Raw genomic sequence first — 24,275 nt, forward strand, 5'->3', positions numbered from 1 at the left:
GTTTGTACAGAGACCTTATTGCAACAACGAGACGAGACGCTTCGTTGAGTATGAGGGCTTTGTATGCTTTAAAAATGCATGCTGTATAACGAATAAATACCTACTAGAAATTAGTTCCATTATTTTGTTAAATTTGAAGGCGCCATACAATGTGAACAAACGCCATTCGTGCGTTTTATTTTGGTGCTAGGGAGCATTAGCAATACAGCTGCTAACAGTTATAAAAACTGATCTTAACCTTATTAAATACATGAAGTACAAAATATCAAAATTTATAATCCCATTTATTATTGGAACTAGCCTACATTCATTATTTTATGCTTTTGTATATTATTATTGTATAGTTGTATTAAAGCAAATACCTAGCTATACTATTGTATTATCTTGGGCTCCCTTTATTACTGCTGGACTATTTATGTGGCTTGGATTTGATAGAAAATTAAAATTGATAGATCTTGATAGATCCGGTAGAAGACCTCTTTTGGGTATTGAAATGGTATTGCTTGCAGGAATTGCTTTATTTCTGCAGTTTCACATCGAAGAAAAGTATAGTGAATTAACAACCCTTGATAATATAAATGACATTCATATTAGTGATGATACGAGATACTACAGTCTTAATAACACCATTCAACTGAAAGAAAAAACAAAAGTGGAAATCAGCGAACATTCATTAGGTAGATATGGTAGTGAGATAAGCGTACAAGTTTCTTTTACATGCCCAATTGTAGATAAAGTCAATCAAGAATATAATGGAATATCTATTTCTAAAAGATTTACACAAACATTTTCCAATAGGGTATTTGATGATAAAATAAAAGAGAGAAAACTTATTAACAATTATATTGACTCAATCAAAACTTATTACAATGATTTCGAGTTTAATACTCAATTTTTAGAAGACTTATCATATTCAGATAGAGGAAAGATTAATAAATCCTTAATAAGTAATAAAAAGAAAGTTTACGTTTTGGAAGAAATTGATGGGAATTATAGTCGTAGAATGGGGCATAGTTTATGGTGGATAAAGATTTCATTTATCGTAGCAAATGTTATATGGATCTTATCTATAATGATGATAAAAATAACGCACCCCAACAAATTGGAATAAACAATGTGGGAGCGCAGATAATTATGAAAGTTTTATGGCGAAACCAGTTTCGCCAAAGCTTTTCATGCTGTTAGAATGAAAAGCTACAATCGCACTAAAAATAATGACATTAATAAAAATGGGAACTGACATAGAATTACCTGTAATTAAATTGAAAAAAACATCTCCCTTAATTATCTATAACATTGTATTTGTAACATTTTCTATTGTTTCTATTCTTTCTTTTCTAGTAATTAAAGATGAAAATAATATTATTGGGAAGTTGTTTATTGGAGTATTAATGGCATTTGTTATTATTGGTTTTTTCATTCCTAAATCAACTTCTCCAAAAGGAACATTAAGAATGAATAAATATGGATTTGTATATTATTTAAACGGACATAAGACTGAATACCCAATTTCAGAAATATCTCAAATTTCATTGATGTATGATGGTTATGCACAAAGATCAAGAACTATTTCTATGATATTGTTTGATACAGGGGACGACAATAAACTATCGTTCAAGTTTAAAGGGTTGACAGTAACATATAATATTCGGATTGAACATAGCTATTTAGGACTTATAAGGAGATTAATTGCAGAACTAAAGAGTAATGGTAAGACTGTGAGGGTGCTGAATGATAATGGAAAAGAAATAAGATTATAAAAAATCCAATTGCTAACTATTTATAGAAAAACGTAAGTACTTCAACCTCGTTGCATTATTTAAAACAAACCTAAATAAGCTCTAGTCTAGTTTTTTATGTTTGCTAGTACGCCCTAATTAGTTATATTAGCTATCCTAATTTTTAACCTTAAGTAATGATAACAAACAACCCACTTACCCCAAGTTGCCCTGTTTTGCATGCGGGCACTATGCCAAAACCTAACAACAATCCTTTTTCGGTATCAGTAAACTCCAATTATTTTAAAAGTGTAGGCACTATCAATTATAGCGGCTCGGTTATTTGTAATACTTAGCTTTGCTAGTTCTAGCACGTGCTCACCCAGCCAGAGGAAGTCAATATTTTTTCGAGCACGTGTTCCCCCGGCAAAAGAAAGTGCTTTGCTAGTTCTAGCATGTGTCCAAATTTCTACAGGTGGTCAATTTACAAACTAGTACGCCTTCACCGGCGCAACGGAATTCGAATTTTTGTATGTAAATGTGTTCCCCAGTTTGCAGGCAGCCAATTTACCTTTGTACACGAGCTTTCCTTTTAGTTGGTGAACTTTTGCTTAAACTAGCACAAACTTAAAAATCCCCATATCTATTCATATTAAAAAAAATGTACATGAAAAAAATTCAGAAGGTTGTGAATTACATGCGTAATTCCGAATTAGCGGGTCTTTGTCAGGCAATATTGCTTGATGTTGATGAAGCTTTACTTATTAGCGACTTAAAGTTTAGCCGCATAGTAGATGAAACAAATGGGCTTTTGCCTGCATTGGTAGGCGCCATAAGCAGAGATAAAAAATCGTCTACTTTAGAGGAGTTAGACGATAAGCGCGATGCTACCTATAAATCGATATTGCGCTTGGTATCGGCGTATTTATTGTATCCCGATGCGGCTGTAGTTAAGGCGGCTCAGGACCTTGATAAAATTATTGGCAATTATGGTTACGATCTTATAGAGAGAGGCTACTCGGCCCAATCGGTATTGGGGCAATCGTTTATAGCCGATATGAAAAAGCCCGAATTAAGCGATAGTTTGGCTTTATTACCACCCGTTGCGGGCTTGTTAACTGCTTTTGAAACGCAGAATGATGAGTTTGTTGCCGAACAGCAGAGTTTTAAAGAAGCTGTTGTTAGTGTGGAGAAAAACGCCAATGCCACACAGTTAAAAAGAGAGTTGGTAACTGTACTTAATACTAAGTTTATTCCCTACCTGCGCATTAATCAGGTGATGGAAGAGGCTGAATATACTGAGCTTTGCCTAAAGGTGGCTACTAAAATTAACGATGCCGATAATGTGGTGAAGCAGCGTGTGAGTACTGAGGAAGTAGTGGCCTAAGTAATACCAAAACAACAAAGGGGATAAATAAAATAGCCAGCTCGGGGGAGCTGGCTATTTTAAGTTATAATTGTTTAGAGTTATAAATGTTAAGTGATAAGTTATAAACTGTTTTACAGCTCGCCTTGAGATCGCGTCGTTCCTCGCGAAGACGTGATATTGTATGTGCGTTGTAATTTTTAAGCGCTCGTGCGCGAATCCCTTCGCGTTCGAATTATTCAAATTAAGCGCCTCGTCATTCCGAGGTACGAAGGAATCTCAAGGCACCTTGTAAAGCACATTATTAATTGATAGATAAAAAATGCTCAAGCCGCAAGGCTTCTACTTTTTTCTACAGCCCCAAAAGTAGACAAAAAGACCGTCGGCTGCTTTTTAAACGTCTGCCTTATTTAATAAGCTTTAAGTGCGGCCAAGTGATTTAGGAGCCAAGCTCCTAACTTCTTGGTCTTACTAAAAGGCTTATTAAAACAGCAGCCATTTAAAAAGAGGCCGAGGCTGTATTTGGAGAGCCTGCATAAGGAATGAGTGATAAATGTTAAGTGATAAGTTATAAACGTTTTTACAGCTCGCCTTGAGATCGCATATCACCGTATATTTTATTGTAGTAATATACTTTTGATGTTTGATATTTCGTTTTCAGTAAGTCCAATGTGTTGAAGGTAATTATTAGTATTGCCGTAATCTTGTTGTATAGCTGTGGCACAGCCTTCGAGATATTCTTTTTTCAGCTTATAAAAAGCCGTTATATTCTCTTTGTTTTCCTTCATATTAAATACGTAAGGATTATTCTTAGCCAATTTAGATAACTCGTTAATTCTTTTAGATACTTCCTCTTTTCTGCATTGGTTCGATAAAAGGTAGTCCTCAGTAATGGTTTCCCAGGGAATTCCTACAGTTGCATGAACAAGTGCAGCTGCCGTTCCGGTTCGGTGCACACCATGCGAGCAATGAAAAACGATGGGGTAGTTATCTTCATCAGCCAATAGCTTAAATAAATTTAGGTAAGCCGATTGCCCAACCTCAATAAGAAGTTGGTGAATATCGTAGTTAAATGAAATCGGCACCTTCGAGAAATCACCATCCATCCTTGCCTTCAATACGGTTTGTGCTTCATTGTTATTGCCAGTGATGGGATAGTTATAGTAATTAACCCCATTGGGTAATTTGTCCATCCCATATTTAGCAATCTCCCCAGGGGTTAAAAAACTTACAACTGTTTTTATATTGAGCTCTTCAAGCTGAATTATATCGGTAGAATCTAACTTTGAGAGCGCACCAGAACGATAAACCAAACCTGATTTCATCATTTTGCCATCCTCGTTTGTATAGTTGCCAATATCTCTAAAGTTACTTTGTCCATGCAGTGCAATGCTTCTCTTAAAGTGATCGTTACTTTTTGGTTTGCACTGCAGTAAAAAAGTAGAAAGCAAAATGAGGCTAATAATATGTAGTGTTTTCATAAGTTATAATGTTCTAGTAGTTGTTTATTCTTCTGATAATTCTAGGCTTTCTGTGCAGAATAACTCTTCAATAGTTAAATGCTTGCTGGCCAAGCCTTGCTCATATGAGTATCTGAAAAGTGTTTCTAATGTTTTGCGATTGGCTTCTATCCCGTAAGGCCAAAAGTTATCGCCCATTAGTTTCTTTGTTTCTTCGTATTCTTGTGCAAACCAAGGTAGCGATGAATAGGCCCAACCAATTTTATCTAACTTGGCGTAGTGCATACTTTTTGATTTAGAATAAGCCTCAAATACTGCTTTTGCTAACCAAGGGTTTTCTTCAACAAGCTCCGTTTTAATGGCAATTACATGCATTATCGGAAAAATACCTGTTTCTGAGTAATAGGCTCTTTCAGTGCTTCGAGCATCATCAAAAAGACGTTTTACCTTAGGGTTACCTTCTATATACGATTTAGGTTCTGCTGCATGAAACAGGGCATCTACCTCTCCGCTTAATAAAAGTTCCGACTCATCTTTACCCGCAGTGCCATAAACAGCATTGATGCCTTCAGGAACCACTTGTTCTTCGGCTGAAATTTTTCCGACAGCTTCGGCCGATGAATCTTCGTTGGATAATACCCAAGTAATATCTTCAGGATCTACGCCATACTCATCTTTCAATACACCTCTTATCCACGTAAGTGAGGATGAAGAATAACCCGGCGTTCCTATGCGCTTTCCTTTTAAATCTTCAGGAGTGTTTATACCACTATCGGTATGTATAAAAATGCTTTTATGGCGAAATGCCCTGATGGGAAATACAGGAATTAAGGTGTAATCTCTAAAGTCGTTATTGGCATAGGCTAACATAAAAGGGTGTAGTCCTATTTCTGTAATGTCGTAAGTGCCTGCACCACTAAAGGCAGCCGTATTGGCATCACCAATTCCTAATTTCTGAAATTCTATTTCGCAGCCTTCGATAGGCACTTTGCCTTTAAAGATTCCTTCTAATCTGTCTAAGTCGTAGCCAGCTACTTTTAATTGTAACTTCTCGTTAGCTACATTATTTTTGTTGTCGCTTTCTGCATTTTGACACCCTGTAAACAGCAAGGATGTAATTAGAGTAAAAAGTACTGCGAATGTTAATTTATTAAATAGTTTCATGACGTAATGTTTTGTAAGTGTTTGTATAGTACAAAGGTGCACTTGTTTTGTAGGAGTTTTTAATCTGATAAGACGCATCCATATCCCGAATAGACATAGAGGAAACAATTGCTTAAATAAAAGGACTGCCAATAACGGGTGTTATTTGTAATCGGAAGGTCCAACTGGTTGCATAACTTTCAGGGCGTATGATGTTGTATTGAGGTTCTAATTTAATTTTAACGGGTCTTCCGGATACTTTCACCATTTTTACAATTCCAAGACCAATGGGAAAAACCAAACGTTCGTTACTCGGTGCATTCCAATTCACACTTACAGTTGGTCCTACACCAATAGACATGGCTTTACCTTCTATATTTCTTCGTATCAAGTATTGTATATCTGTTTGAGAAACCTCTTGTCGGGATTTATCGCCGGCATACGATTCCCAATGCTGACCAACTAATCCAAGTGTCCATTTTTTTGTCATGTTAATAAGCATTAGCGAAGGCCCCATTTGATATTTTCCTTGACCTAAAAACTCAGAGGTAGCACTTGGGAAGATAAAGGTTAAACCCGCTCCCCACACAAAGGCTGATTTCTTATCCGGACCAAATAAAGTCATTAACTGAATGTCTCCCAAACCGGTTACCGTATTGCTAATTTCGTTTGTTTCGGTAAAACTAGGATTGCTCACTAAGGGGAATACAGGCCTGGCCGTAAACATGGTTGATTTTGATATTGGAACAGGTAATGCCGGTTGAAAAAAGAATGTATTAGCTACCTTATTACTTTCAAGAGAATTACCTGTTTTAATAGTTAGGTTCTCTTGGAAAACCAAGGACCAATATCGTGAAAGCGGATTATCGAGCGCCCTATTTATTTTATCAAGGTCAACATCTTCTTCCGACTGCGCATAAAGAGGCACTGCTATTGTGCAAAAAACTATAGTTAGTATAATTAGAATGTATTTCATGATAGATTGTTGAGGAGTTTATTCATCAGTTAGGGTGGGTTGGTTTTTCTAGTTCATTATTACTTTGTTTAATTGTTTTGCAATAGATTGCCATTGTTCTGCACTTGTTAGTGGACTGGCATCGTGATGAAATTGAACCAATTGATCAAAGGCATCGCTGCGTAATGAATTTATCTCAGTGGCAATAACTTTAAAATCATCTATGGTTGAATCGTATTGACTAATTACCGCTTGGTCAATCTCATTTCTTTTTTGCAAAGCTTCTAAAAGTTCTTGGTAGCTATTCTCTAGCTTATCAACAGATTTCAACAAGTGTTTTTGGTTTATTTCCGAAGCAACTTCCTTTTCAATAACCAACTTTACCTTTTTAAAAGGATCTTCTTTTGTTGACTTTGATTTCTTTTGGATGTCTTTTAAGGTATGCTTTTCTGCAGTTTCAATAATGCAGTTCCACTCTTGTTCAGTAATATACTTTAGGCAAGTGATGCGTGTTTCAAATACTTTGTTTTGATAGGCTGATAATTCATCAATCTTTTTCTCTTCAAAGGTGTAAAATTCTTTAGTAGTGGTTTTGTTACTAAGCAATAGTTTCTTAAGCTCTTTGGTATTCTGCTTTTGAGCTTTGTAGAATGATTTTGTTTCGCTCTTACTGGTTTTTAAAACTTGTTTTATTTCCTGTTTTTCGTTTTTATCAACGATACATTTATTCATTCCTTTTTCTAAGGAACTTACCATGTAATAATCCATTTCGTTCCCTCCAAATAATAGGGCCGCAATTAAAGAAAAGATAGCAACTAGCATAATTTTATAATTTAAGAAGGAAAGCCTATTGGTTTTCCCTGTAGTGTTAATTGTAACAAATATCTTTATTATTGTGTCGGGGTTTTATCCGCAATGGCCTATCCATTAATCCATTCCGACATATATGAAGTGTTGTTGTAAAAATTAAGCTAATATAAAAAGGAGAGCGCTTGCTCTCCCTTGTATTGATATAATTAGTTTACCAGAGCCTTTCTGTATCTTCCCATTCAGGAATGGCTTTTATAAATTCACGAGGATCAAACGGTAAGTCATCAGGATTTATCCTTGGCTGTGAGGCATCTTTAACATTAGGCGATGCATTTTCTATCCCTTTAAAAGGAAAGTCCCTAGATTGTGCGCGGTTTGGATATTTTAAAGTCCAAAGTTCGTGTCTTAACTTCATCTCGGTAAACATCCCTTTGGTTGTAAAACCAGGTAGCATTTTTCCGTTTACTTCGCGCGGGTCGTTGTATAGATCGTAAAATGCAGCACCACTTAATCCTGGTAACTCACCAATCCAATGGCGCTTAAAGCGACCTTTAACGGTAGCTGCAAGAATAGGACCTGTATAGATAAAGGCATAATCACGTCTGCCAAAACCATCACCATTCAATAATAAAGAAGTTTGATCTAATCCATCTATAATTCTGTCCGTTGGGATATATTGCTTGGCGTCAGCTATATTAGCAAAAGTGGTATACAAGTCAGTTATATGGAACATATCCCCAACTACTTGTCCTTCGTCTATCACACCTTCCCATTTAATAATAGCAGGTACACGAACGGCTCCTTCTGTAAAGTCACCTTTACCACCTCGGTAGATATGCTCAATCATTCCTTGCGGACCGTTGTGAGTCATCGGACCATTATCAGCCATTAGCACTACTAGGGTATTTTCCTCTAAGCCTAACTTTTTTAATTCAGCCATTATTTCACCTACATAACCATCAACTTTTACGTAGCCTTCTTGCGGAAGAGCTCCACTAGTTGTATTGTTAGGCGTGCCTGGTTGGTTGCCTAAGAAAGACTGCATCATTGGCCAATAGGCAATATAAAAAGGTTTATCTTGTTCTTTACTCTGCGCCATAAAAGCCTTGGCACGTTTTACACATTCAGGATCAATTTTATAATAGTCGTCATCACTTTCTGTGTTTCCCCATTCACTTACAGGACCACCTTTTTTACCTTCCAAGGCCCAAACAAATCCTTTAGGAATCCATTGGTCATCTAAGGAGTATTTGTCTTCTGGGTACATGTCCGGGTACATACTTGTTGGATATAGTGCAGCTTGTTGTCCTCTGCGAACATATAAACTAGGTACTTGATTGTAAGGAGTCCAGAAAGCTTCATCAAAACCTTGGTTTGTTAAATAACTAGATTCCACATCACCTAAGTGGGCTTTTCCATAAAAGGCTGTTGCATAACCTGCTTTGGATAATACTTCTGACATGAACTCCTCTTCAGCAGCAATACCTCCATACTCATAAGGGAAGGCTACGTTAGTCATGCTACTTCTCACGGCATGTCTTCCTGTAATTGCTGCCGCACGAGAAGGTGTACATGATGGTTCAGTAATCATCCTAGTCATTAAGATGCCTTCTTCTGCAATTTTATTCATCACAGGAGTTTCAAATCCTCTGTTTTTTTGCAGTGCTGGAATACCAATCTCTCCAACTGGCATATCGTCCCACATAATATGAATAATGTTTGGTGGAGTACCGTACTTTTTTCTGAGCTTGGCAAGCTTCTTTTGTAATTCTGAATCTTCGCTAGCCCATTGGTCTCCATGCTGAGCTTCAAGAATGTAATATTCCGCATCGTGAATAATTTCTTGAGCTTTTAGGTTTATTCCTGCAAAAACTATTGCTACAATGAGCAATAATAATTTACTGTTTTTCATTCTCATGATTAAAACTGTTTAAGTTTATAGTTTTGTTTGTTTTCTGCATGGATATATATCCAAACAGTTATCGCACTATAAACTAATAAGTGCAATCTTTGTTCATTATTAATCTCCAAAAAATAAACATACAAGGAGATTTTATTTTAAGTAAGACAGTAAACTACAGATACGGATATTTAAGTGCTTGTCAGTGGTATCGGTTGATTAGTAGTGTGGTATATTGTTGCTTGTATTGATGAAATCAATGTGCCATTTATGAAGTTCTGTAGTTTGCAGCAACAAAAATTGGTTTGTAGAAATACACTTGCAGTTTGCGAAAGATTATTACCATTCAATTTTAGGAATGAGAGTTGAGTTAACTTTAAGAGGGTAATAGAAGTTTATTTAAGAATGATTAAAAAAACGATTAAGTATTGATGAAAATTGATCTTTTATTGGTGAAAAAGACCAAAGTGTCTTAATAATGTAGGGGTGATAATACCATTAATTTATTGGTTATTTTAAATAAAATGTAATTGGTAGGTTTTATACCAGTTTTCTAAGTTGTTCTAATAATTAACACGTTAAACCTTTATGGCATCTTTAATTAAAGATTGAAGATGCCTTATTATTTAACGTTAATTGGTCTGTTTATTGGATGTGTTTTATTTTATCTCACTGTAGTGTAGTGGTTTAGGGTTTTATTTCTCTGCATCGTGATATATATTTATAGTTGTTAACTTTTAAATATTTAATCATGAAAATTAAAAATCTACTCATTGTTATTTTCATTGCTTTTAGCATGATTTCAACAGCTCAACCACCAGGAAGTGGTTGGACAAATGTATTTGCCGATGAATTTAGTGGTTCGTCGTTAAATACAAGTATTTGGACACCTAGAACTAATGGCGTTTTCGTTACCGATCATTTAACCGTTGGAGGAGGTGTGTTAACTATAAAGAATACGTATACCTCTAATGGTGAAATTAAAGGTGGTTGGGTTGGCTCAAATACTAAATTCTCAGGCAATAATAAGTATGGATATTACGAAGCACGAATCCGTGTTAACGGTTGGAATCAGGGATCTATCTGGCCAACTTGGTGGATATGGGGCGGTAATTGGCGTAATGGAGGACCAGCACCTTCAGCAACCGAATTTGATTTAATGGAGTACAGTGGTTTTGCATCTAAGTACTATAATAATCATGCTACAACTTCGCACCATTATAGAGCAAAAGCTCAAATTAATGGAAAATCTCATGCAACTGTATCTTATGCAAATACACAAAACCGGGATTGTTTTAATTGGCATGTTTGGGGAATGCTTTGGACTCCAACCGAGGTATCTTTTTATTATGATGGGGTAAAATATTTCTCTTCTGATCAACCAGGAGATGCAGCTCTTGAAGATGTTCCGATGCAGTTACTTCTATCTAGTAGTCCGCACACTGTAAATGCTGATCCTGAACAACCGGATCATCCTGTGCCAGCCAATGCTGCTCAAAAAGGACAAAATTTGCCTACTTTTCAGATTGATTGGGTTCGTGTTCATAGAGGTGGAACCGTTGATAATGGAACATCTAATCAAAAGGTTTCCCTAAAGAATATGAATAAATATGTATCATCAGAAGATGGATTAAAAGCAGTAAACTGTAATAGAACATCGGTTGGTGACTGGGAAAAATTTGAATGGATTACTACCTCAGACAACAAAACTGCCTTTAAAGGAAGTAATGGGAAATATTTATCATCAGAAGATGGATTGCAATCAATGACCTGTAGTCGTTCTACTATAGGAGATTGGGAAAAATTTACGGTTGAACATTTAGGAAATCAGGTTTATGCCATAAAAGGTAATAATGGTTTATACGTAAGTTCAGAAAATGGAACAAAGGCAATGATGTGTAATAGGAGCACCGCTGGAGATTGGGAAAAATTTGCAGTTACATGGGGTTTAAAAAATGCGAGTATGGTAACGGGTGAAATAGAACAAAAAGAAGAACAGAAAGCTTTAAAGCTGTTTCCTAATCCTGCATCCAATCAAATTACAATTAATGTACCGAGCGAGGATCAGGATTGTATTATAAAATTATTCGATTCTCATGGACGAATCATTCGTAGTATGAGTATTCCTACTAATACGGATTATGTTGAGGATATTAGCGAATTAGAAAAGGGTTTGTATTTTATTCAGGCAACTGGACTAAAAATACAGAAGTTGGTGGTTAAGTAGTTTTAGTTTTTAGCGAAACTGGACTAAATGAACTTTAGTATTAGTGCTTGATAATTTATTGAGTAATTTAATATTAGACAGTTCGGATTTTTAGGTCCCTCTTTTTACTGAGGGACCTATTTTTTCTAATTTTTTATTGCTTTAAGTTTTGCTCTCATTTCAGTAACAATTTCAGCATTATCCTTAGCAATATTATTTTGCTCTGCTGGGTCAGCTTCAACATCAAATAATTGATCTTCATTTACCATTCCGCTTTCAATACCTTTAGCATTAGCAATCCAATCGGCTTTTCTTTTAGTTGCAGGAATAAATTTCCATTTACCCATTCTTAGGCCAGGATTGTAGCAATCCTCTAACATTACAGATTTACCTTTAGTAGTTTTCCCTAAAAAAGCATCTATTTGATTTTCACCATCCGGTGAAGCACCATTCTCAAGATTTTGGTTTAATAAAGAAGCTAAAGAAGCATAAATATCTACATGACTTAAAAGGGCATTGCTTGTGCTCGGTTTAACAGTACCAGGCCAATAAGTAATTGTTGGTACGCGTGTACCGGCTTCATAGGTGCTGTATTTTCCACCTCTGTATGCACCACCGGGCTTATGACCACCTAAAAGTTCAACACTCTGGTCGGCATAGCCATCATCAAGTATTGGGCCATTATCACTTGAGAAAATAATTAAAGTATTTTCAGCAATTCCTAATTCTTCAAGGTATTTCACAATCTCTCCCGTACACCAATCCATTTGAGCAATAGCATCGCCTCGTACACCCATTGAGCTTTTTCCTAAGAACTTTTCGTTTGGCATGCGCGGAACGTGTATATCATGATATGCATAATATAAAAAGAAAGGATTTTCTTTATTATCCTTGATAAATGATTTGGCCTTTTTATCCAATACAAATGGCATTTCTTCATCGTTCCAAATGGCAGACTCACCACCATGCATAAAACCAATTCGGCTCATACCATTGGTTATGGTTCCGCTATGTTGTGGGTCGGCCAGCTGCTTCACTAATTCAGGGTTGCTTTTTCCTGTTGGCCAATCTCCAACCTGAGAATCATAACTAACCGTAATCGGATCATTAGGATCTAAGCCCACTACTTTATAATCTTCTAGGTAAACAGAAGGCACTCTATCTCCGGTTGCAGGAACTAAGAAACTGTAATCAAAACCTATTTCAAGAGGTCCAGGTTTAACTTCTTCATTCCAGTTTAACTGACCATTTCCTAAACCAAGGTGCCACTTACCAACAACGCCAGTGGTATAACCTGCCTTTTTAAACATATCGGGCATGGTTTCAGAATCTGGATTAATCAGTAATGGCGCGTCACCTTCTAATACAGCGGCATTAATTCTAAAAGCATATTCGCCAGTTAATAATGAGTAACGAGATGGTGTACACGTTGATGAACCACAATGTGCATCTGTAAAACGAACACCATTGGCAGCCATTGCATCTAAATTAGGCGTTTTTACTCCTGTAGCTCCATAGCATCCAATGTCGCCATATCCTAAGTCATCTACATAAATGATAATTACATTAGGTTTTTTAGCCACTTTTTTAGTAGCTGAATTCTGACAAGCAGACATAATAAGAACTATGGCTGCAAGCTTAATCATACTTATTAATTTCATATGTATAGTTTGTTATAAATACGTATTTATTACACAAAACAAGTTTAATAAAAACGCACAAACTGAATAAGTGAAATATACATTTTATGTAAGGGGGTGTTTTTTAATAATGCGCAGTTTTAAGATGTTTTGATTGATTTGTTCAGCATTGTCTAGTTAAAAACGATACTATTTTTATTGATATCTTGGTAGTCAACACAACCTAAAATTGCACAAAAATAGTAATGGCTATTTCTATCATTATTATTGATAGTTCTAGAGCACTTTAAAGCTAAATAGTCTGTAATAAAAGTGTATTTTCAAACACCACCCTTGTAATAATAGATTTGCACCCCCTGTTATCATTTACACACTTTTACTATGCTTATTTACAGCTTAGGTATCTGAATCATTCGTTATACATTTGATTATTGGTTTGTAATAAAAACGAGAACGAAATGAACGTTTATTTTAAAGTGTTTAAATGGAGCGTTCGCTGATCATAAAAAATAAATTTTTGTATATGAAGAAATCACTAATTGTATTAGCGTCTGTATTAACCTTAGGTATGGTTTCGTGTAACCACGCAGATGAGAAAAAGACTTGCTGCTCTGAAGATAAATATTCAAATATTAGCGATGCTAAATTGGATAAGTTAGGGATAACAGATAAAAACCATTTGAGTGCAGCATCTAAAAGAGCTTTAGATTGGCCCGAGAGAACTAATGATTGGTACATGGAGTTTGAGGTTTTTGATTTAAAGGGTGATTTAGCTTATGAAGAGGGCGTGGTGCGCAGAGACCCAAGTGCTATAATAAAAGAAGACGGAAAATATTTTATTTGGTATACCCGAAGTACTGGTAAAGTTGATGGATTTGCCGGAGATATTGATAATGATAAAGTATTCCCGTGGGATAGATGTGATATTTGGTATGCTACTTCTGATGATGGTATCACTTGGAAGGAAGAAGGCCCAGCTGTAAAACGTGGAGAAAAAGGTGCTTACGATGACCGTTCAGTATTTACAGTTGAGATTATGAAATGGGAAGATAAGTTCTACTTATGCTACCAAACCGTTAAGTCGCCTTATAACGTGCGTGTTAAAAACCAGGTTGGTTTAGCATGGGCTGATTCTCCAAGAGGACCTTGGACAAAATCTAAAGAACCTATTTTAAGTCCTGCTGATAATGGTGTTTGGAAAGGAACTACTCAAAATCGCTTTTTAGTAGAGAAAAAAGGAGATTTCGATAGTCATAAAGTACACGATCCTTGTATTCTTCCTTTTAATGGGAAGTTCTATTTATATTATAAAGGAGAGCAAATGGGAGAAGAAATTACTTGGGGTGGTCGTCAAATTCGTCATGGTGTTGCTATAGCAGATAAACCAGAAGGACCTTATGTGAAATCACCTTACAACCCAATTAGTAATAGTGGACACGAAATTTGTGTTTGGAAACAAGATGGTGGAATTGCTGCACTTATAACAACCGATGGACCAGAAAGAAATACAGTGCAATGGTCGCCAGATGGAATTAACTTCGAAATAAAAGCAGCTATTAAAGGGGCACCTCATGCCATTGGCTTAAATAGAACTGCAGATACTAAAAAGCATCCAACTGAAATTTTACGTTGGGGTGTAACGCATGAGTATAAAAATTACAATTGGCAATATATAAGAGGATTTAGATCAAGAGCTTTAAAAAATCACACTGCAATTGGAGAGTCAGGAAGTGATGAGTAACATAGATTAGTTTTGTGATAAGAAAGGGAGCATTATGTTCCCTTTTTTTGGCTTAATATAATTGTTGTTAAATGATACTTTAATAAAACCTACTTGCAGGGAGGTTGTAGAACTAAAATTGAGAGAGATGAAGTTTATTACAAATATTAGTATCGGTAAAAGATTAAATATAGTGTTAGGAAGTACTGTAATAATATGCTTTCTATTACTTGGAGCCTTTATTCAAACCAAACAAAAAGAACAGCTATATCAGAATACAGATTCATTTATGAATCAACAGGCCGATGATTTAAGAGAATTATTAGTTCGGCAAACAATAGCTAATCAATATGCTTTAAGCAGCACTTTCAAGTCCGCGTTAAGTAAATTGAACTATTTATCTTTGTTGACCATTGATGAATCAATTGTAGAATCAATTGATGCTATTGATTGCGAGTCTCAAGAGAAGTTCTCATGTTCAATCCCAATGGTTAGTATTAATCATAAACCATTATTGGGAGATACCATTTTTGCATACCAAGTTAAAGAAGCTACCTATGGTTACACCCGTTTCTATCAAAAAGCAGATAACGGATATGTTTGTGTTTCTACTAATATATTACGGGAGGATGGAAAACCTGATATTGGTAAATTTATTCGAAATGATTCGGAACTCATAAAAGTAATTGAAACAGGTACCTATTCTTCAAGTAAAGAATTACATAATGGAGAGTGGTATATGACAGCTAATAAGGGTATATACCTGCATGGTAAAATTATAGGTATGCTTACATCGGCAGTAAAAGAAAAAGACTTAGAGTTTTTAACAAATTCGTTTGGAAGAAGAAAGTACTTAAATAAGGGCTTTCCATCATTATTAAATTCCGATGGGACTTATATTATTCATCCAACTGAGAAACAGCAAAATATTGCAGACTCAGAGTTATATAAGCTCATAAAAGGAAGAGATTCAAAAGAAAGCAAAGTATCTTTTATTGTAAAGGGAGATGAGCAAATTGTGTACTACCGTTATGTTGATATTATTGATGCTTACATACTCGTAAACATATTTGGTAGTAGTATTTCAGAGTCAGTATCTGCCATCAGAAATACTTTACTGATTGCAGTATTGGTTATCATGGTTCTATTTTTAATGGTAAACCGATTTATAGCTAATTCTATTACAAAACCTTTGGGTAACGTAGTGCAATTTGCACAGCAAGTAGCAGGTGGTGACTTAACGCAAAATATTAATTTGGCTCAAGCCGATGAGGTAGGAGAACTAGCAAATGCGTTAAATGCAATGACTACAAAAGTAAAGAGTGTAGTTACCGAAATTGGAGAGAGTAGTAATAATGTAGCCTCAGCAAGTTCACAACTAACAGCAACTTCTGTTCAGTTATCTGGAGGTGCCAATAGTCAAGCCGCTTCAGTTGAAGAGGTAGTTTCTACCATGGATGAAATGTTATCAAGCATTCAAGAAAATACTTATAACTCGAATAAAACTGCTGAGATAGCAAAAGAAGCCTCTGGTAAAGTAGATGAACTCAGTCATAAAACGAGCGACGCAATGGAAGCTTCTGTTGAGATATCGAAACATACTTCTGTGATAAATAATATTGCCATGCAAACAAATATATTAGCCTTGAATGCTGCAGTAGAAGCTGCTAGAGCAGGACAATACGGAAAAGGATTTGCCGTTGTTGCTAACGAGGTGCGCAAGCTAGCTGATGTGAGTAAGCAGGCTGGGGGTGAAATTAATACCCTATCGGGCGATAGTCTTGCGCTTACTTCCGCCACAAAAGAACAAATGGCGAGTATGGTTTCTAGTTTAGATAAAGCCAATGAATTAATTGAGGGAAACCATCAAGCCATTAAAGAACAGCAGCGAGGGATTGAGCAAGTAAACAATGTAGTAACAGAATTAAGTAGTATTGCTACTCAAACAGCTAGCTCAAGTGAAGAAGTGTCTGCAAGTTCTGAAGCTTTAACAGAACAAGCTCAGAACTTACAGAGACTTATTCAATTTTTTAAGGTATAGGATATTCCTAGGTTAAGGTATTGTGGTTAAAGATTCCTGAGTATATTCTACTTAGGATTTTTTTATTTGTATTGATATTCTTTTACTACTGAAGATAGTTGCTTCGCAAAATCAAGCATCGAACGCGATGAAGCATTTAACTCTTCACTTGACGCAGCGTTCTGTTGAATTACAGAATTCATTTCTTGAATAGCAGAATTAATCTGATTTGCTCCCGATGACATTTCTACACTACTTGCGGCTACCTCAGTTACTAACTCAGTAGATTTTGAAGTTTTCTCATTGAGTATCTCAATATCGCTCATAACTTCATTAATAGAAGTTACACCTTCTTTTGCCAAACGTGTTATTAATTCAGCAGATTGATTCGATTCTGTAGCAAGGTCTCTAACTTCGTTGGCTACAACTGAGAATCCTTTTCCAGCACTTCCTGCTCTTGTTGCTTCAATGGCAGCATTGAGAGCCAGAATGTTTGTTTCATCTGCTATTGTAGAGATTTTAGATACTTCACTAAAAATAGAATCCATTAAAGCTACAGTTTTGGCAACCTTTGTGTGCGATACCTTTAGCTGTTCATACGATATTAGAGAAATATCCTTTGTTTCGTTGGCATTTTCTGAGTTTGTTTGAATACTAGTGGTCATTTCTTCGATGGATGTAGAAATCTCTTCGATACCACTGGCTTGCTCAGAAGCTCCAGTGCTAATTGTATTAGCACTGGAGCTAATTTGTGTACTCGAGTTGAGTATGTTATCAGAACCTTCATCCAATTGATTGATTAACTCTTTATTATTTTTTAAGAGCTCTTCAATGGCAATCATTATATTCTTTATTTCATACTTTTCGTTTCTATACTTATCGTCAATTTCCACTAATAAGTCCTTATTACTCATCTTTTGAATAATAGATGTAACATGGGTAATTGGATCTTTCACCCTTTTTGCGAGTATGACATAGCTATAAATAACGGAAAAACCTGATACAGGAACACCCCATGTAAGGTGCATTAATCCTTGCATACCAATTGTATAGCAAACATTGGCAATTATTGTAATGGTAATAAAAATAATAGTGCCTATGTAAAGAATAAAAGTATTCTTAAATAATTTGTAAACTATTAGCCAAACACATGCTGCTGATAAATTAATAGCAGTTAAGCCTAAAAGAAAAGTATTCATATTTATTAAAATTATAAGGTTTTATATGTAAATAGCAGAGCCAAAAGCAAAGATGTATTAAGGGTTAATTTCAAGTTTAGGTTTAATAATAGTAAAACTTTTTCCTCAAATATTTTTTGCAATGTTCTGTGTTTAGCTGCACCCCCAGTAAGGAAAATCTCTGCTCCGTTTTGAAGTTCTCGGGGAAGCAACTTAATGGCCTTTGTAGTAATATAGCCATAAAGGCCTCTTAAATTAGCTTTTGGTTTCTTGTCAGAATCTTGAATTAAAGTATTCACCTCTGAAGTTTGACAATTTACTAAGTTTTTTAAAATTGGATTATCTCTACCAACACCTGCTGCGCCACGAGATATATCTTTAGTGTTATTTATTTCTTTTGTTATATCAGCAAGAAAAACAAGGTAATCAATACCTGAAGAAAAATCACCTTGTTTAACAATGTGGTATTTTTCATTATGTAATATATGTTTACTAAAACCACTTCCAAAGTCAACACTAAGTTTAAAGTTATGTTTTGTCGTTTCTATAGATTTTAATTCTGGTTTCTGTTTTTTAGTAACCACCTCTGTGTTAAGGCTAGTAAGTAAAGGTTTTAATATAAATGAGCTTGGACCTTTAGGCATTCTTAAAATCCAATGGTCCTCAAGGCATACAATTTTTACCTTATTCTTTACAGCTTCGTTTTCTAATTTGTGTATTTTCTCCTTTGCATCAGGCATAGTAACAGGCCCTTTAAGTAATGCGCCTTTCATTGATTTTATATAGCTGCAACATAGCGTTATTAGACTATCTTTTTTGTTTAAGTCTAAAACTTTAGTATGTGATGCCAAAAGACTGCTAAATATCTCTAAATTAATAGAAATATAATTCAGAGCCCATGCAAATTCAGAAGGTACAAGTAAAGAGTTTCTTAATAAGGTAATTCTTTCCGTAATTAAACTTCGTGTTGCTTTAAGTTTGATAGACGATGCACTGATTAAAGCTTCCCCACTTTGGGCAGAGTCCTTGTAGAACAATCTGAAATTCTCGTATGCGAGATTCCTCTTGTTTGGGTTGTTCATAATTATGAAAAAGTGAGTTTAAAGTTGATGTTTGTATTAGTTACAAATATTAAACAGTGTTTTAAAAGAATAAATCTTCACTTATTTACTTTGTGCAAGTATACTGTTTGTTAAATATAATGTTTGTTAAAAAAGTATGTTGTATAACATGTAAATCGACATATTAACAAATGGGTTAATGATGTTGTTTTTCTTAATTTACTGAATGCTAAGTGATAGATGTAGTTATTGAGTATGTGATTGCTGAAATGTATTTAATCCTGCAATACAATGATTAATGTACTGTTAACCTCAATGTCTGATCGTTGTCTAGTTAAAAACTGTACATAAATTCACATCGATTTATACTTAGTTATCAAAAAGGGCATCTTTCCAATGTATTTACCACTCATATTTATAGTGATTTATAGATAATTTTACTTTATATAATTTCATATATGAAACATTGATTTATATGTGATTGTAATTCTAAATCCCAAAATAATGGATCAGGTAATATCATTAGAGATAAAAGAAAGAGTAGGTTATATTATAATTAACCGACCCAAAGCCAATTGTTACGAAATTAATTTTCATAAACAGTTATTGAGTTGCATAGAAGAAGCCATACAAGATGACAATATTAAAGCAATCGTTTTAAAAAGTGCGCTTGATAAATTCTTTTGTGCAGGTGCAGATGTGAAAGTATTTCAACAAAATAGTGTAGATGAAAATAAGCTGATGGTTGAGTATGCTAAAAAAGTGGCCAACTTATTACATACTAGCAAAAAAATAACCATTGCATCTATTGCGGGTCATGCTCTTGGAGGAGGACTTGAATTAGCTATGGCATGTGACATACGTTTGGCCTCTGAAGGGAACTACTTTTTGGGTTTACCAGAAATTAAATTGGGCTTAATGCCAGGTAATGGAGGTTCGCAATATTTAATTCGTTTGATTGGGGCAGGTAAGGCTTTAGAATTATTAATAAGCGGAGATAACTTATCTCCTGCCAAAGCATTTGAATTAGGGCTGGTTAATCATCTGCTTAAGCAAAATACTTTTGAGGAAGAAGTACATGCTTTTGCTAAAAAAATTGCAGATGGACCATTGGAAGCCATAGCGGCAGTGAAGCAGAGTGTGCAAAAGGGAATAGAATTATCCTTAGAAGAGGGCTTGCAATTAGAATCGAAGCTAGTTGATACATTATATGATACTGACGATGCTAGAGAAGGTAGTTTGGCATTTGTTGAAAAGAGGAATCCAAATTTTAAATAATAGAATTTACGGCTATGGAAATTAAAAACTACGATTGTTATATTAACGGTGAGTGGATTAGAAAAAGCTCTGGAGAAAAAATAGAGGTTGAGAACCCTGCAAATGGTGAAGTTTTTGCCTCAATGTATGTGAGCGATGAGAGCGAAGCGCAATTAGCTTTAGAGAGTGCAGAGAAAGCTCAGTTTGCATGGCAAATGTTACCAGCTAATGAGCGTGCAAAATACTTATACGCCATCACTGATAGATTAGGGAAGGAGAAAGAACATTTTGCCAAATTATTGGTAATGGAGCAAGGAAAGACTCTTGCCGAAGCATATGGAGAAGTAGACGATACCATTCGCTATATTAATTATTCTGCTGAAGCAGGAAGGCGTATTCAAGGAAGCATATTCCCATCTGATAATCCCAATGAACAATTATCAATACATAAAGTACCTTATGGAGTTACAGTGGGACTTATGGCTTTTAATTACCCCTTGGCTTTAATTGGTCGTAAAATAGGGCCTGCATTAATTACCGGAAATACTATGGTAATTAAGCCTTCAGAGTTAACTCCAATAACGGCCTCTGAGTTTTGCCGACTCGTGCACGATGCAGGATTGCCAAAGGGTGTTATTAGTATGGTAGTAGGGTATGGGCCTAGTTTAGGTAAGTTTTTAGTTGAAAACCCTATCACCCGCTTAATATCTATGACCGGTAGCACGCGTGCGGGGCAAGCTATTTACAAATCGGCATCAACCAATGTGGCTGGTTTAGTTTTAGAATTGGGCGGCAAAGCCCCATTCATTGTGCTCGAAGATGCGAATATTGATAAGGCAGTTGAAGCTGCAGTAATTTCGCGTTATGCCAATTGTGGACAAGTTTGTATTTGTAACGAAATGGTTTTTGTAGATGATAAAATTGCAGATGAGTTTACGGATAAATTATTAAAACGTGTTCAGCAAATTAAAGTGGGTAATCCAATGACTGCAGTTGATATGGGACCAAATGTTAGCCCAGCTGGATTGAAACGAATTAATGAAATAGTTCAGCAAAATATTGCAGCAGGTGCCGAGTTAGCCTTGGGAGGAAAACGACCAGAAGGAGCTGAGTTTGAAAAAGGAAACTGGTATGAGCCAACTGTTCTTGTAAATGTTAAAGATGATCACGCTTCTATTCAAGAAGAAATGTTTGGCCCTGTTTTACCAATTGTAAAAATTAATGGTTACGAGGAAGCAAAAGCACTCCTGAATAAACGAGATGATAGCTTATCAGCCTACTTATATACTCAGAATCATAATGTAATGATGCGCTCCATTCAAGAGTTTCAAATCGGAACTATTTTTATGAATAAGCACATCGTAGGTTACATACAAGGCTATCATTCCGGACATAAGAAGAGTGGCTTTGGCGGCGAAGATGGTGTTTATGGAATTGAAGAATATTTACAAAAGCGTACCATTTACATGGATTATTCAAGTTAGTTGAGTGACTGTTTAGGCAATCATTGAAAATCTATTCTTGTAAATAAAAAATAACAATAATATTAAAATGAGTCAAAAAAATATCACCCTTAAGGGGATTACATGGGATCATAGTAGAGGTTTTACATCAGCAGTAGCTACAGCGCAAAGGTTTCATGAATTGCATCCAAATGTTGAAATAGTTTGGGAAAAACGTTCTCTTCAGGCTTTCGCCGATGAGCCTATTAATGAATTGGCAAAACGTTACGATTTATTAATTATCGACCACCCATGGGCTGGTTTTGCTGCACGTACAGGCGTAATTGTTCCTTTAGATGAACATTTGCCAGAAGCCTTTATGGCAGATTTAGCAGAGAATACTGTGGGTAAATCTCACGAGAGCTATGGCTACAATAATCATCAGTGGGCACTAGCCATTGATGCTGCTACTCCAGTAGCTGCAAGCCGTCCTGATTTACTGCCTGAATTACCAACAACATGGGAAGATTTAGTAAACCTTGCTAAAGAAGGTAAAGTTGCTATTCCGGGTATTCCGCAGGATACACTGATGAGCTTTTATATGGTATGCTCTACTTTGGGTGAAGATGTATGTAAATCAGAAGATAAAGTAATAAGCGATGAGGTTGGACTTAAGGCATTAGAAATGCTACGTAATTTAGGTCAGTACATTGATGCAGCCTGTTACGATATGAACCCAATTAAAGTATATGAGGCTATGACTTTAGGCGATAAATACGCTTATTCGCCATTTGCTTATGGTTATGCCAATTATTCAAAAAGGGGGTATGCCAATAAATTGCTAAAGTTCCATGATATGGTGGCTATTAATAATCAGAAATTGATTTCTACTTTAGGAGGTACCGGTTTGGCTATTTCTTCAGATTGTAAGCATAAAGATATTGCAGCTAAGTATGTTGAGTATTTTGCAGCCCCGTTAACTCAAAGTACTTTGTTCTTTGATAATGGAGGTCAGCCAGGTCACAGAAAAGCATGGGAAGATACTTATGTCAATTTTAATAGTATGGATTGTTTTAAAGATACTTTGCCTGCTTTGGATAGAGCCTTTCTTCGTCCGAGATACCATGGGCACATGTTCTTTCAGGATAATGCAGGAGCACCGATACGTGAGTTTATGATGAATGGCGGTGATGCTAAAGAAGTATTACACACATTAAATACTTTGTATAAACAGTCGAAAAAATAATATATGTTACCGTTAAAAGGAATAAAAGTATTGGAGTTTGCTCAATTTATGGCAGGTCCGTCGGCAGGTTTAAAAATGGCCGATTTAGGAGCACAAGTTATAAAAGTAGAGCGTCCGGGTACTGGTGAAGCAGGTAGAAATATTGCCATCAAAAATTTATATATTGATGAAAGTAGTATGGTATTTCATACTGCCAATCGCAACAAGCAATCGTATGCAGCCAATTTAAAGGATGCTGTAGATATTGAAAAAGTAAAGCAATTAATTGCACAGGCAGATGTGATGACGCATAACTTTCGCCCAGGAGTGATGGAAAAGATTGGCTTGGATTATGATACGGTGAAGGCTATAAATCCTCGTATTATTTATGGGGTGGTTTCTGGTTATGGTTCAAAAGGGCCTTGGGCAAAAAAACCAGGGCAGGATTTATTGATTCAGTCCCTTACAGGCTTCAATCATTTAAGCGGAAATGCGGATGATAATCCAACCCCAAGCGGATTAGCAACTTCTGATATTTTTACGGGAGTTCATTTGGTGCAAGGTATTTTAGCTGCTTTAATAGATCGCACAAAAACAGGTAAAGGGTCCATTGTTGAAGTGAGTTTATTAGAGTCTACTTTAGATATTCAGTTTGAATTAATTACTACCTATTTAAACAATGGACAGAAGCAACCACAAAGAGCTAAAAAAGGAAATGCCCATGCTTTTTTAGCAGCGCCATATGGTGTTTATAAAACTAAGGATGGTTATATATCCATTGCATTAACACCTTTAAATATCTTAACCAAGGCTATGGAAATTGAATTGCCTTCGATATATGCCGATAAAAATACTTGGTTTACGCATCGCGATGAGATTATGGAATTATTGGCCGGGTATTTTATTAAGGAAAGTACGGATACTTGGATGGATATTTTTGAGGCTCTCGATTTAAAATGTGCGCCTGTTTATAATTATGAGCAGCTCCTCAATCACGATGGTTATAAAGTGCTACAAATGGATCAAGAAGTTGAAACTTCAGATCATATTAAGATGCGAACAACGCGATGCCCTATTCACATTGATGGACAGAAGCTCTTTAGTCGCAAATCGGCACCGAAACCAGGAGAAGATAACGAAGCAATAGAAAAAGAATTTAAATTGAATTAGAGTC

Annotated in this window: 18 protein-coding genes; 10 read left to right on the plus strand and 8 right to left on the minus strand. The window is 35.7% G+C overall.

Annotated features, from left to right (window positions below):
• The first annotated feature begins 250 nt into the window (after window positions 1-250).
• The 3 genes from A8B35_RS05475 to A8B35_RS05485 all read left to right on the plus strand — a co-directional run bounded on the left by A8B35_RS05475 (window position 251) and on the right by A8B35_RS05485 (window position 3,105).
• Window positions 251-1,111 (plus strand): hypothetical protein, encoded by an 861-nt coding sequence (locus tag A8B35_RS05475; RefSeq protein ID WP_075602367.1) that lies wholly within the window; start codon window positions 251-253, stop codon window positions 1,109-1,111.
• Window positions 1,112-1,214: 103 nt separating this feature from the next.
• Complete coding sequence (locus A8B35_RS05480) at window positions 1,215-1,760, plus strand: hypothetical protein (protein ID WP_075602368.1); 546 nt, start codon at window positions 1,215-1,217, stop codon at window positions 1,758-1,760.
• A 625-nt stretch (window positions 1,761-2,385) separates the two neighbouring features.
• Window positions 2,386-3,105 carry a DUF6261 family protein gene (locus A8B35_RS05485; RefSeq protein ID WP_075602369.1) on the plus strand — a complete coding sequence of 240 codons (720 nt, stop codon included), beginning with the start codon at window positions 2,386-2,388 and terminating at the stop codon, window positions 3,103-3,105.
• A gap of 596 nt (window positions 3,106-3,701) precedes the next feature.
• On the opposite strand, the gene A8B35_RS05490 is transcribed toward A8B35_RS05485, so the two are convergent.
• The 5 genes from A8B35_RS05490 to A8B35_RS05510 all read right to left on the minus strand — a co-directional run bounded on the left by A8B35_RS05490 (window position 3,702) and on the right by A8B35_RS05510 (window position 9,370).
• Complete coding sequence (locus A8B35_RS05490) at window positions 3,702-4,565, minus strand: tyrosine-protein phosphatase (RefSeq protein WP_075602370.1); 864 nt, start codon at window positions 4,563-4,565, stop codon at window positions 3,702-3,704.
• A gap of 24 nt (window positions 4,566-4,589) precedes the next feature.
• A complete protein-coding gene (locus A8B35_RS05495; protein ID WP_171973161.1) occupies window positions 4,590-5,708 on the minus strand; it encodes an ABC transporter substrate-binding protein in 1,119 nt (372 codons plus the stop codon).
• A gap of 112 nt (window positions 5,709-5,820) precedes the next feature.
• Complete coding sequence (locus A8B35_RS05500; RefSeq protein WP_075602371.1) at window positions 5,821-6,663, minus strand: hypothetical protein; 843 nt, start codon at window positions 6,661-6,663, stop codon at window positions 5,821-5,823.
• Window positions 6,664-6,711: 48 nt separating this feature from the next.
• Window positions 6,712-7,464, minus strand: a complete 753-nt coding sequence (locus A8B35_RS05505; RefSeq protein ID WP_075602372.1) for a hypothetical protein — start codon at window positions 7,462-7,464, stop codon at window positions 6,712-6,714.
• 199 nt (window positions 7,465-7,663) lie between these two features.
• Window positions 7,664-9,370: a sulfatase-like hydrolase/transferase gene (locus A8B35_RS05510; protein WP_075602373.1), complete on the minus strand. Its 1,707-nt coding sequence runs from the start codon at window positions 9,368-9,370 to the stop codon at window positions 7,664-7,666.
• A 733-nt stretch (window positions 9,371-10,103) separates the two neighbouring features.
• Between A8B35_RS05510 and A8B35_RS05515 the strand changes: the two genes are divergently transcribed.
• Entirely contained in the window at window positions 10,104-11,579 is a 1,476-nt protein-coding gene (locus A8B35_RS05515) for a T9SS type A sorting domain-containing protein (RefSeq protein WP_075602374.1), read from the plus strand.
• A gap of 125 nt (window positions 11,580-11,704) precedes the next feature.
• Here the strand turns inward: A8B35_RS05515 and A8B35_RS05520 are convergent, their stop codons facing one another.
• Window positions 11,705-13,219 (minus strand): sulfatase family protein, encoded by a 1,515-nt coding sequence (locus tag A8B35_RS05520; RefSeq protein WP_075602375.1) that lies wholly within the window; start codon window positions 13,217-13,219, stop codon window positions 11,705-11,707.
• 502 nt (window positions 13,220-13,721) lie between these two features.
• Between A8B35_RS05520 and A8B35_RS05525 the strand changes: the two genes are divergently transcribed.
• Both A8B35_RS05525 and A8B35_RS05530 read left to right on the plus strand, forming a co-directional pair.
• Window positions 13,722-14,939 (plus strand): glycoside hydrolase family 117 protein, encoded by a 1,218-nt coding sequence (locus tag A8B35_RS05525; protein ID WP_075602376.1) that lies wholly within the window; start codon window positions 13,722-13,724, stop codon window positions 14,937-14,939.
• A gap of 127 nt (window positions 14,940-15,066) precedes the next feature.
• Window positions 15,067-16,959: a methyl-accepting chemotaxis protein gene (locus tag A8B35_RS05530; protein ID WP_075602377.1), complete on the plus strand. Its 1,893-nt coding sequence runs from the start codon at window positions 15,067-15,069 to the stop codon at window positions 16,957-16,959.
• Window positions 16,960-17,021: 62 nt separating this feature from the next.
• Here the strand turns inward: A8B35_RS05530 and A8B35_RS05535 are convergent, their stop codons facing one another.
• Both A8B35_RS05535 and A8B35_RS05540 read right to left on the minus strand, forming a co-directional pair.
• Window positions 17,022-18,137: a methyl-accepting chemotaxis protein gene (locus A8B35_RS05535; protein WP_075602378.1), complete on the minus strand. Its 1,116-nt coding sequence runs from the start codon at window positions 18,135-18,137 to the stop codon at window positions 17,022-17,024.
• 11 nt (window positions 18,138-18,148) lie between these two features.
• Window positions 18,149-18,967 carry a hypothetical protein gene (locus A8B35_RS05540; protein ID WP_139314819.1) on the minus strand — a complete coding sequence of 273 codons (819 nt, stop codon included), beginning with the start codon at window positions 18,965-18,967 and terminating at the stop codon, window positions 18,149-18,151.
• 714 nt (window positions 18,968-19,681) lie between these two features.
• On the opposite strand from A8B35_RS05540, the gene A8B35_RS05545 reads away from it, so the two are divergent.
• The 4 genes from A8B35_RS05545 (at window position 19,682) to A8B35_RS05560 (ending at window position 24,271) form a co-directional block, all read left to right on the plus strand.
• Window positions 19,682-20,455, plus strand: coding sequence for an enoyl-CoA hydratase/isomerase family protein (locus A8B35_RS05545; protein WP_075602380.1), 774 nt, complete (start codon window positions 19,682-19,684; stop codon window positions 20,453-20,455).
• A gap of 14 nt (window positions 20,456-20,469) precedes the next feature.
• Window positions 20,470-21,918, plus strand: a complete 1,449-nt coding sequence (locus A8B35_RS05550; protein WP_075602381.1) for an aldehyde dehydrogenase family protein — start codon at window positions 20,470-20,472, stop codon at window positions 21,916-21,918.
• Between the two features lie 67 nt (window positions 21,919-21,985).
• Window positions 21,986-23,122 (plus strand): ABC transporter substrate-binding protein, encoded by a 1,137-nt coding sequence (locus tag A8B35_RS05555; protein ID WP_075602382.1) that lies wholly within the window; start codon window positions 21,986-21,988, stop codon window positions 23,120-23,122.
• Between the two features lie 3 nt (window positions 23,123-23,125).
• Window positions 23,126-24,271 carry a CaiB/BaiF CoA transferase family protein gene (locus A8B35_RS05560; RefSeq protein WP_075602383.1) on the plus strand — a complete coding sequence of 382 codons (1,146 nt, stop codon included), beginning with the start codon at window positions 23,126-23,128 and terminating at the stop codon, window positions 24,269-24,271.
• Window positions 24,272-24,275: the final 4 nt, after the last annotated feature.

Source organism: Saccharicrinis aurantiacus (assembly GCF_001660705.2).
In the GTDB taxonomy this organism is placed as follows: domain Bacteria; phylum Bacteroidota; class Bacteroidia; order Bacteroidales; family Marinilabiliaceae; genus Saccharicrinis; species Saccharicrinis aurantiacus.

What these genes read in the sequence shown, in the direction of transcription:
- A8B35_RS05475 (WP_075602367.1), top strand. Translation starts at nt 251, where the DNA reads ATGAAGTACAAAATATCAAAATTTATAATCCCATTTATTATTGGAACT.
- A8B35_RS05480 (WP_075602368.1), top strand. Translation starts at nt 1,215, where the DNA reads ATGACATTAATAAAAATGGGAACTGACATAGAATTACCTGTAATTAAA.
- A8B35_RS05485 (WP_075602369.1), top strand. Translation starts at nt 2,386, where the DNA reads ATGAAAAAAATTCAGAAGGTTGTGAATTACATGCGTAATTCCGAATTA.
- A8B35_RS05490 (WP_075602370.1), bottom strand. Translation starts at nt 4,565, where the DNA reads ATGAAAACACTACATATTATTAGCCTCATTTTGCTTTCTACTTTTTTA.
- A8B35_RS05495 (WP_171973161.1), bottom strand. Translation starts at nt 5,708, where the DNA reads ATGAAACTATTTAATAAATTAACATTCGCAGTACTTTTTACTCTAATT.
- A8B35_RS05500 (WP_075602371.1), bottom strand. Translation starts at nt 6,663, where the DNA reads ATGAAATACATTCTAATTATACTAACTATAGTTTTTTGCACAATAGCA.
- A8B35_RS05505 (WP_075602372.1), bottom strand. Translation starts at nt 7,464, where the DNA reads ATGCTAGTTGCTATCTTTTCTTTAATTGCGGCCCTATTATTTGGAGGG.
- A8B35_RS05510 (WP_075602373.1), bottom strand. Translation starts at nt 9,370, where the DNA reads ATGAGAATGAAAAACAGTAAATTATTATTGCTCATTGTAGCAATAGTT.
- A8B35_RS05515 (WP_075602374.1), top strand. Translation starts at nt 10,104, where the DNA reads ATGAAAATTAAAAATCTACTCATTGTTATTTTCATTGCTTTTAGCATG.
- A8B35_RS05520 (WP_075602375.1), bottom strand. Translation starts at nt 13,219, where the DNA reads ATGAAATTAATAAGTATGATTAAGCTTGCAGCCATAGTTCTTATTATG.
- A8B35_RS05525 (WP_075602376.1), top strand. Translation starts at nt 13,722, where the DNA reads ATGAAGAAATCACTAATTGTATTAGCGTCTGTATTAACCTTAGGTATG.
- A8B35_RS05530 (WP_075602377.1), top strand. Translation starts at nt 15,067, where the DNA reads ATGAAGTTTATTACAAATATTAGTATCGGTAAAAGATTAAATATAGTG.
- A8B35_RS05535 (WP_075602378.1), bottom strand. Translation starts at nt 18,137, where the DNA reads ATGAATACTTTTCTTTTAGGCTTAACTGCTATTAATTTATCAGCAGCA.
- A8B35_RS05545 (WP_075602380.1), top strand. Translation starts at nt 19,682, where the DNA reads ATGGATCAGGTAATATCATTAGAGATAAAAGAAAGAGTAGGTTATATT.
- A8B35_RS05550 (WP_075602381.1), top strand. Translation starts at nt 20,470, where the DNA reads ATGGAAATTAAAAACTACGATTGTTATATTAACGGTGAGTGGATTAGA.
- A8B35_RS05555 (WP_075602382.1), top strand. Translation starts at nt 21,986, where the DNA reads ATGAGTCAAAAAAATATCACCCTTAAGGGGATTACATGGGATCATAGT.
- A8B35_RS05560 (WP_075602383.1), top strand. Translation starts at nt 23,126, where the DNA reads ATGTTACCGTTAAAAGGAATAAAAGTATTGGAGTTTGCTCAATTTATG.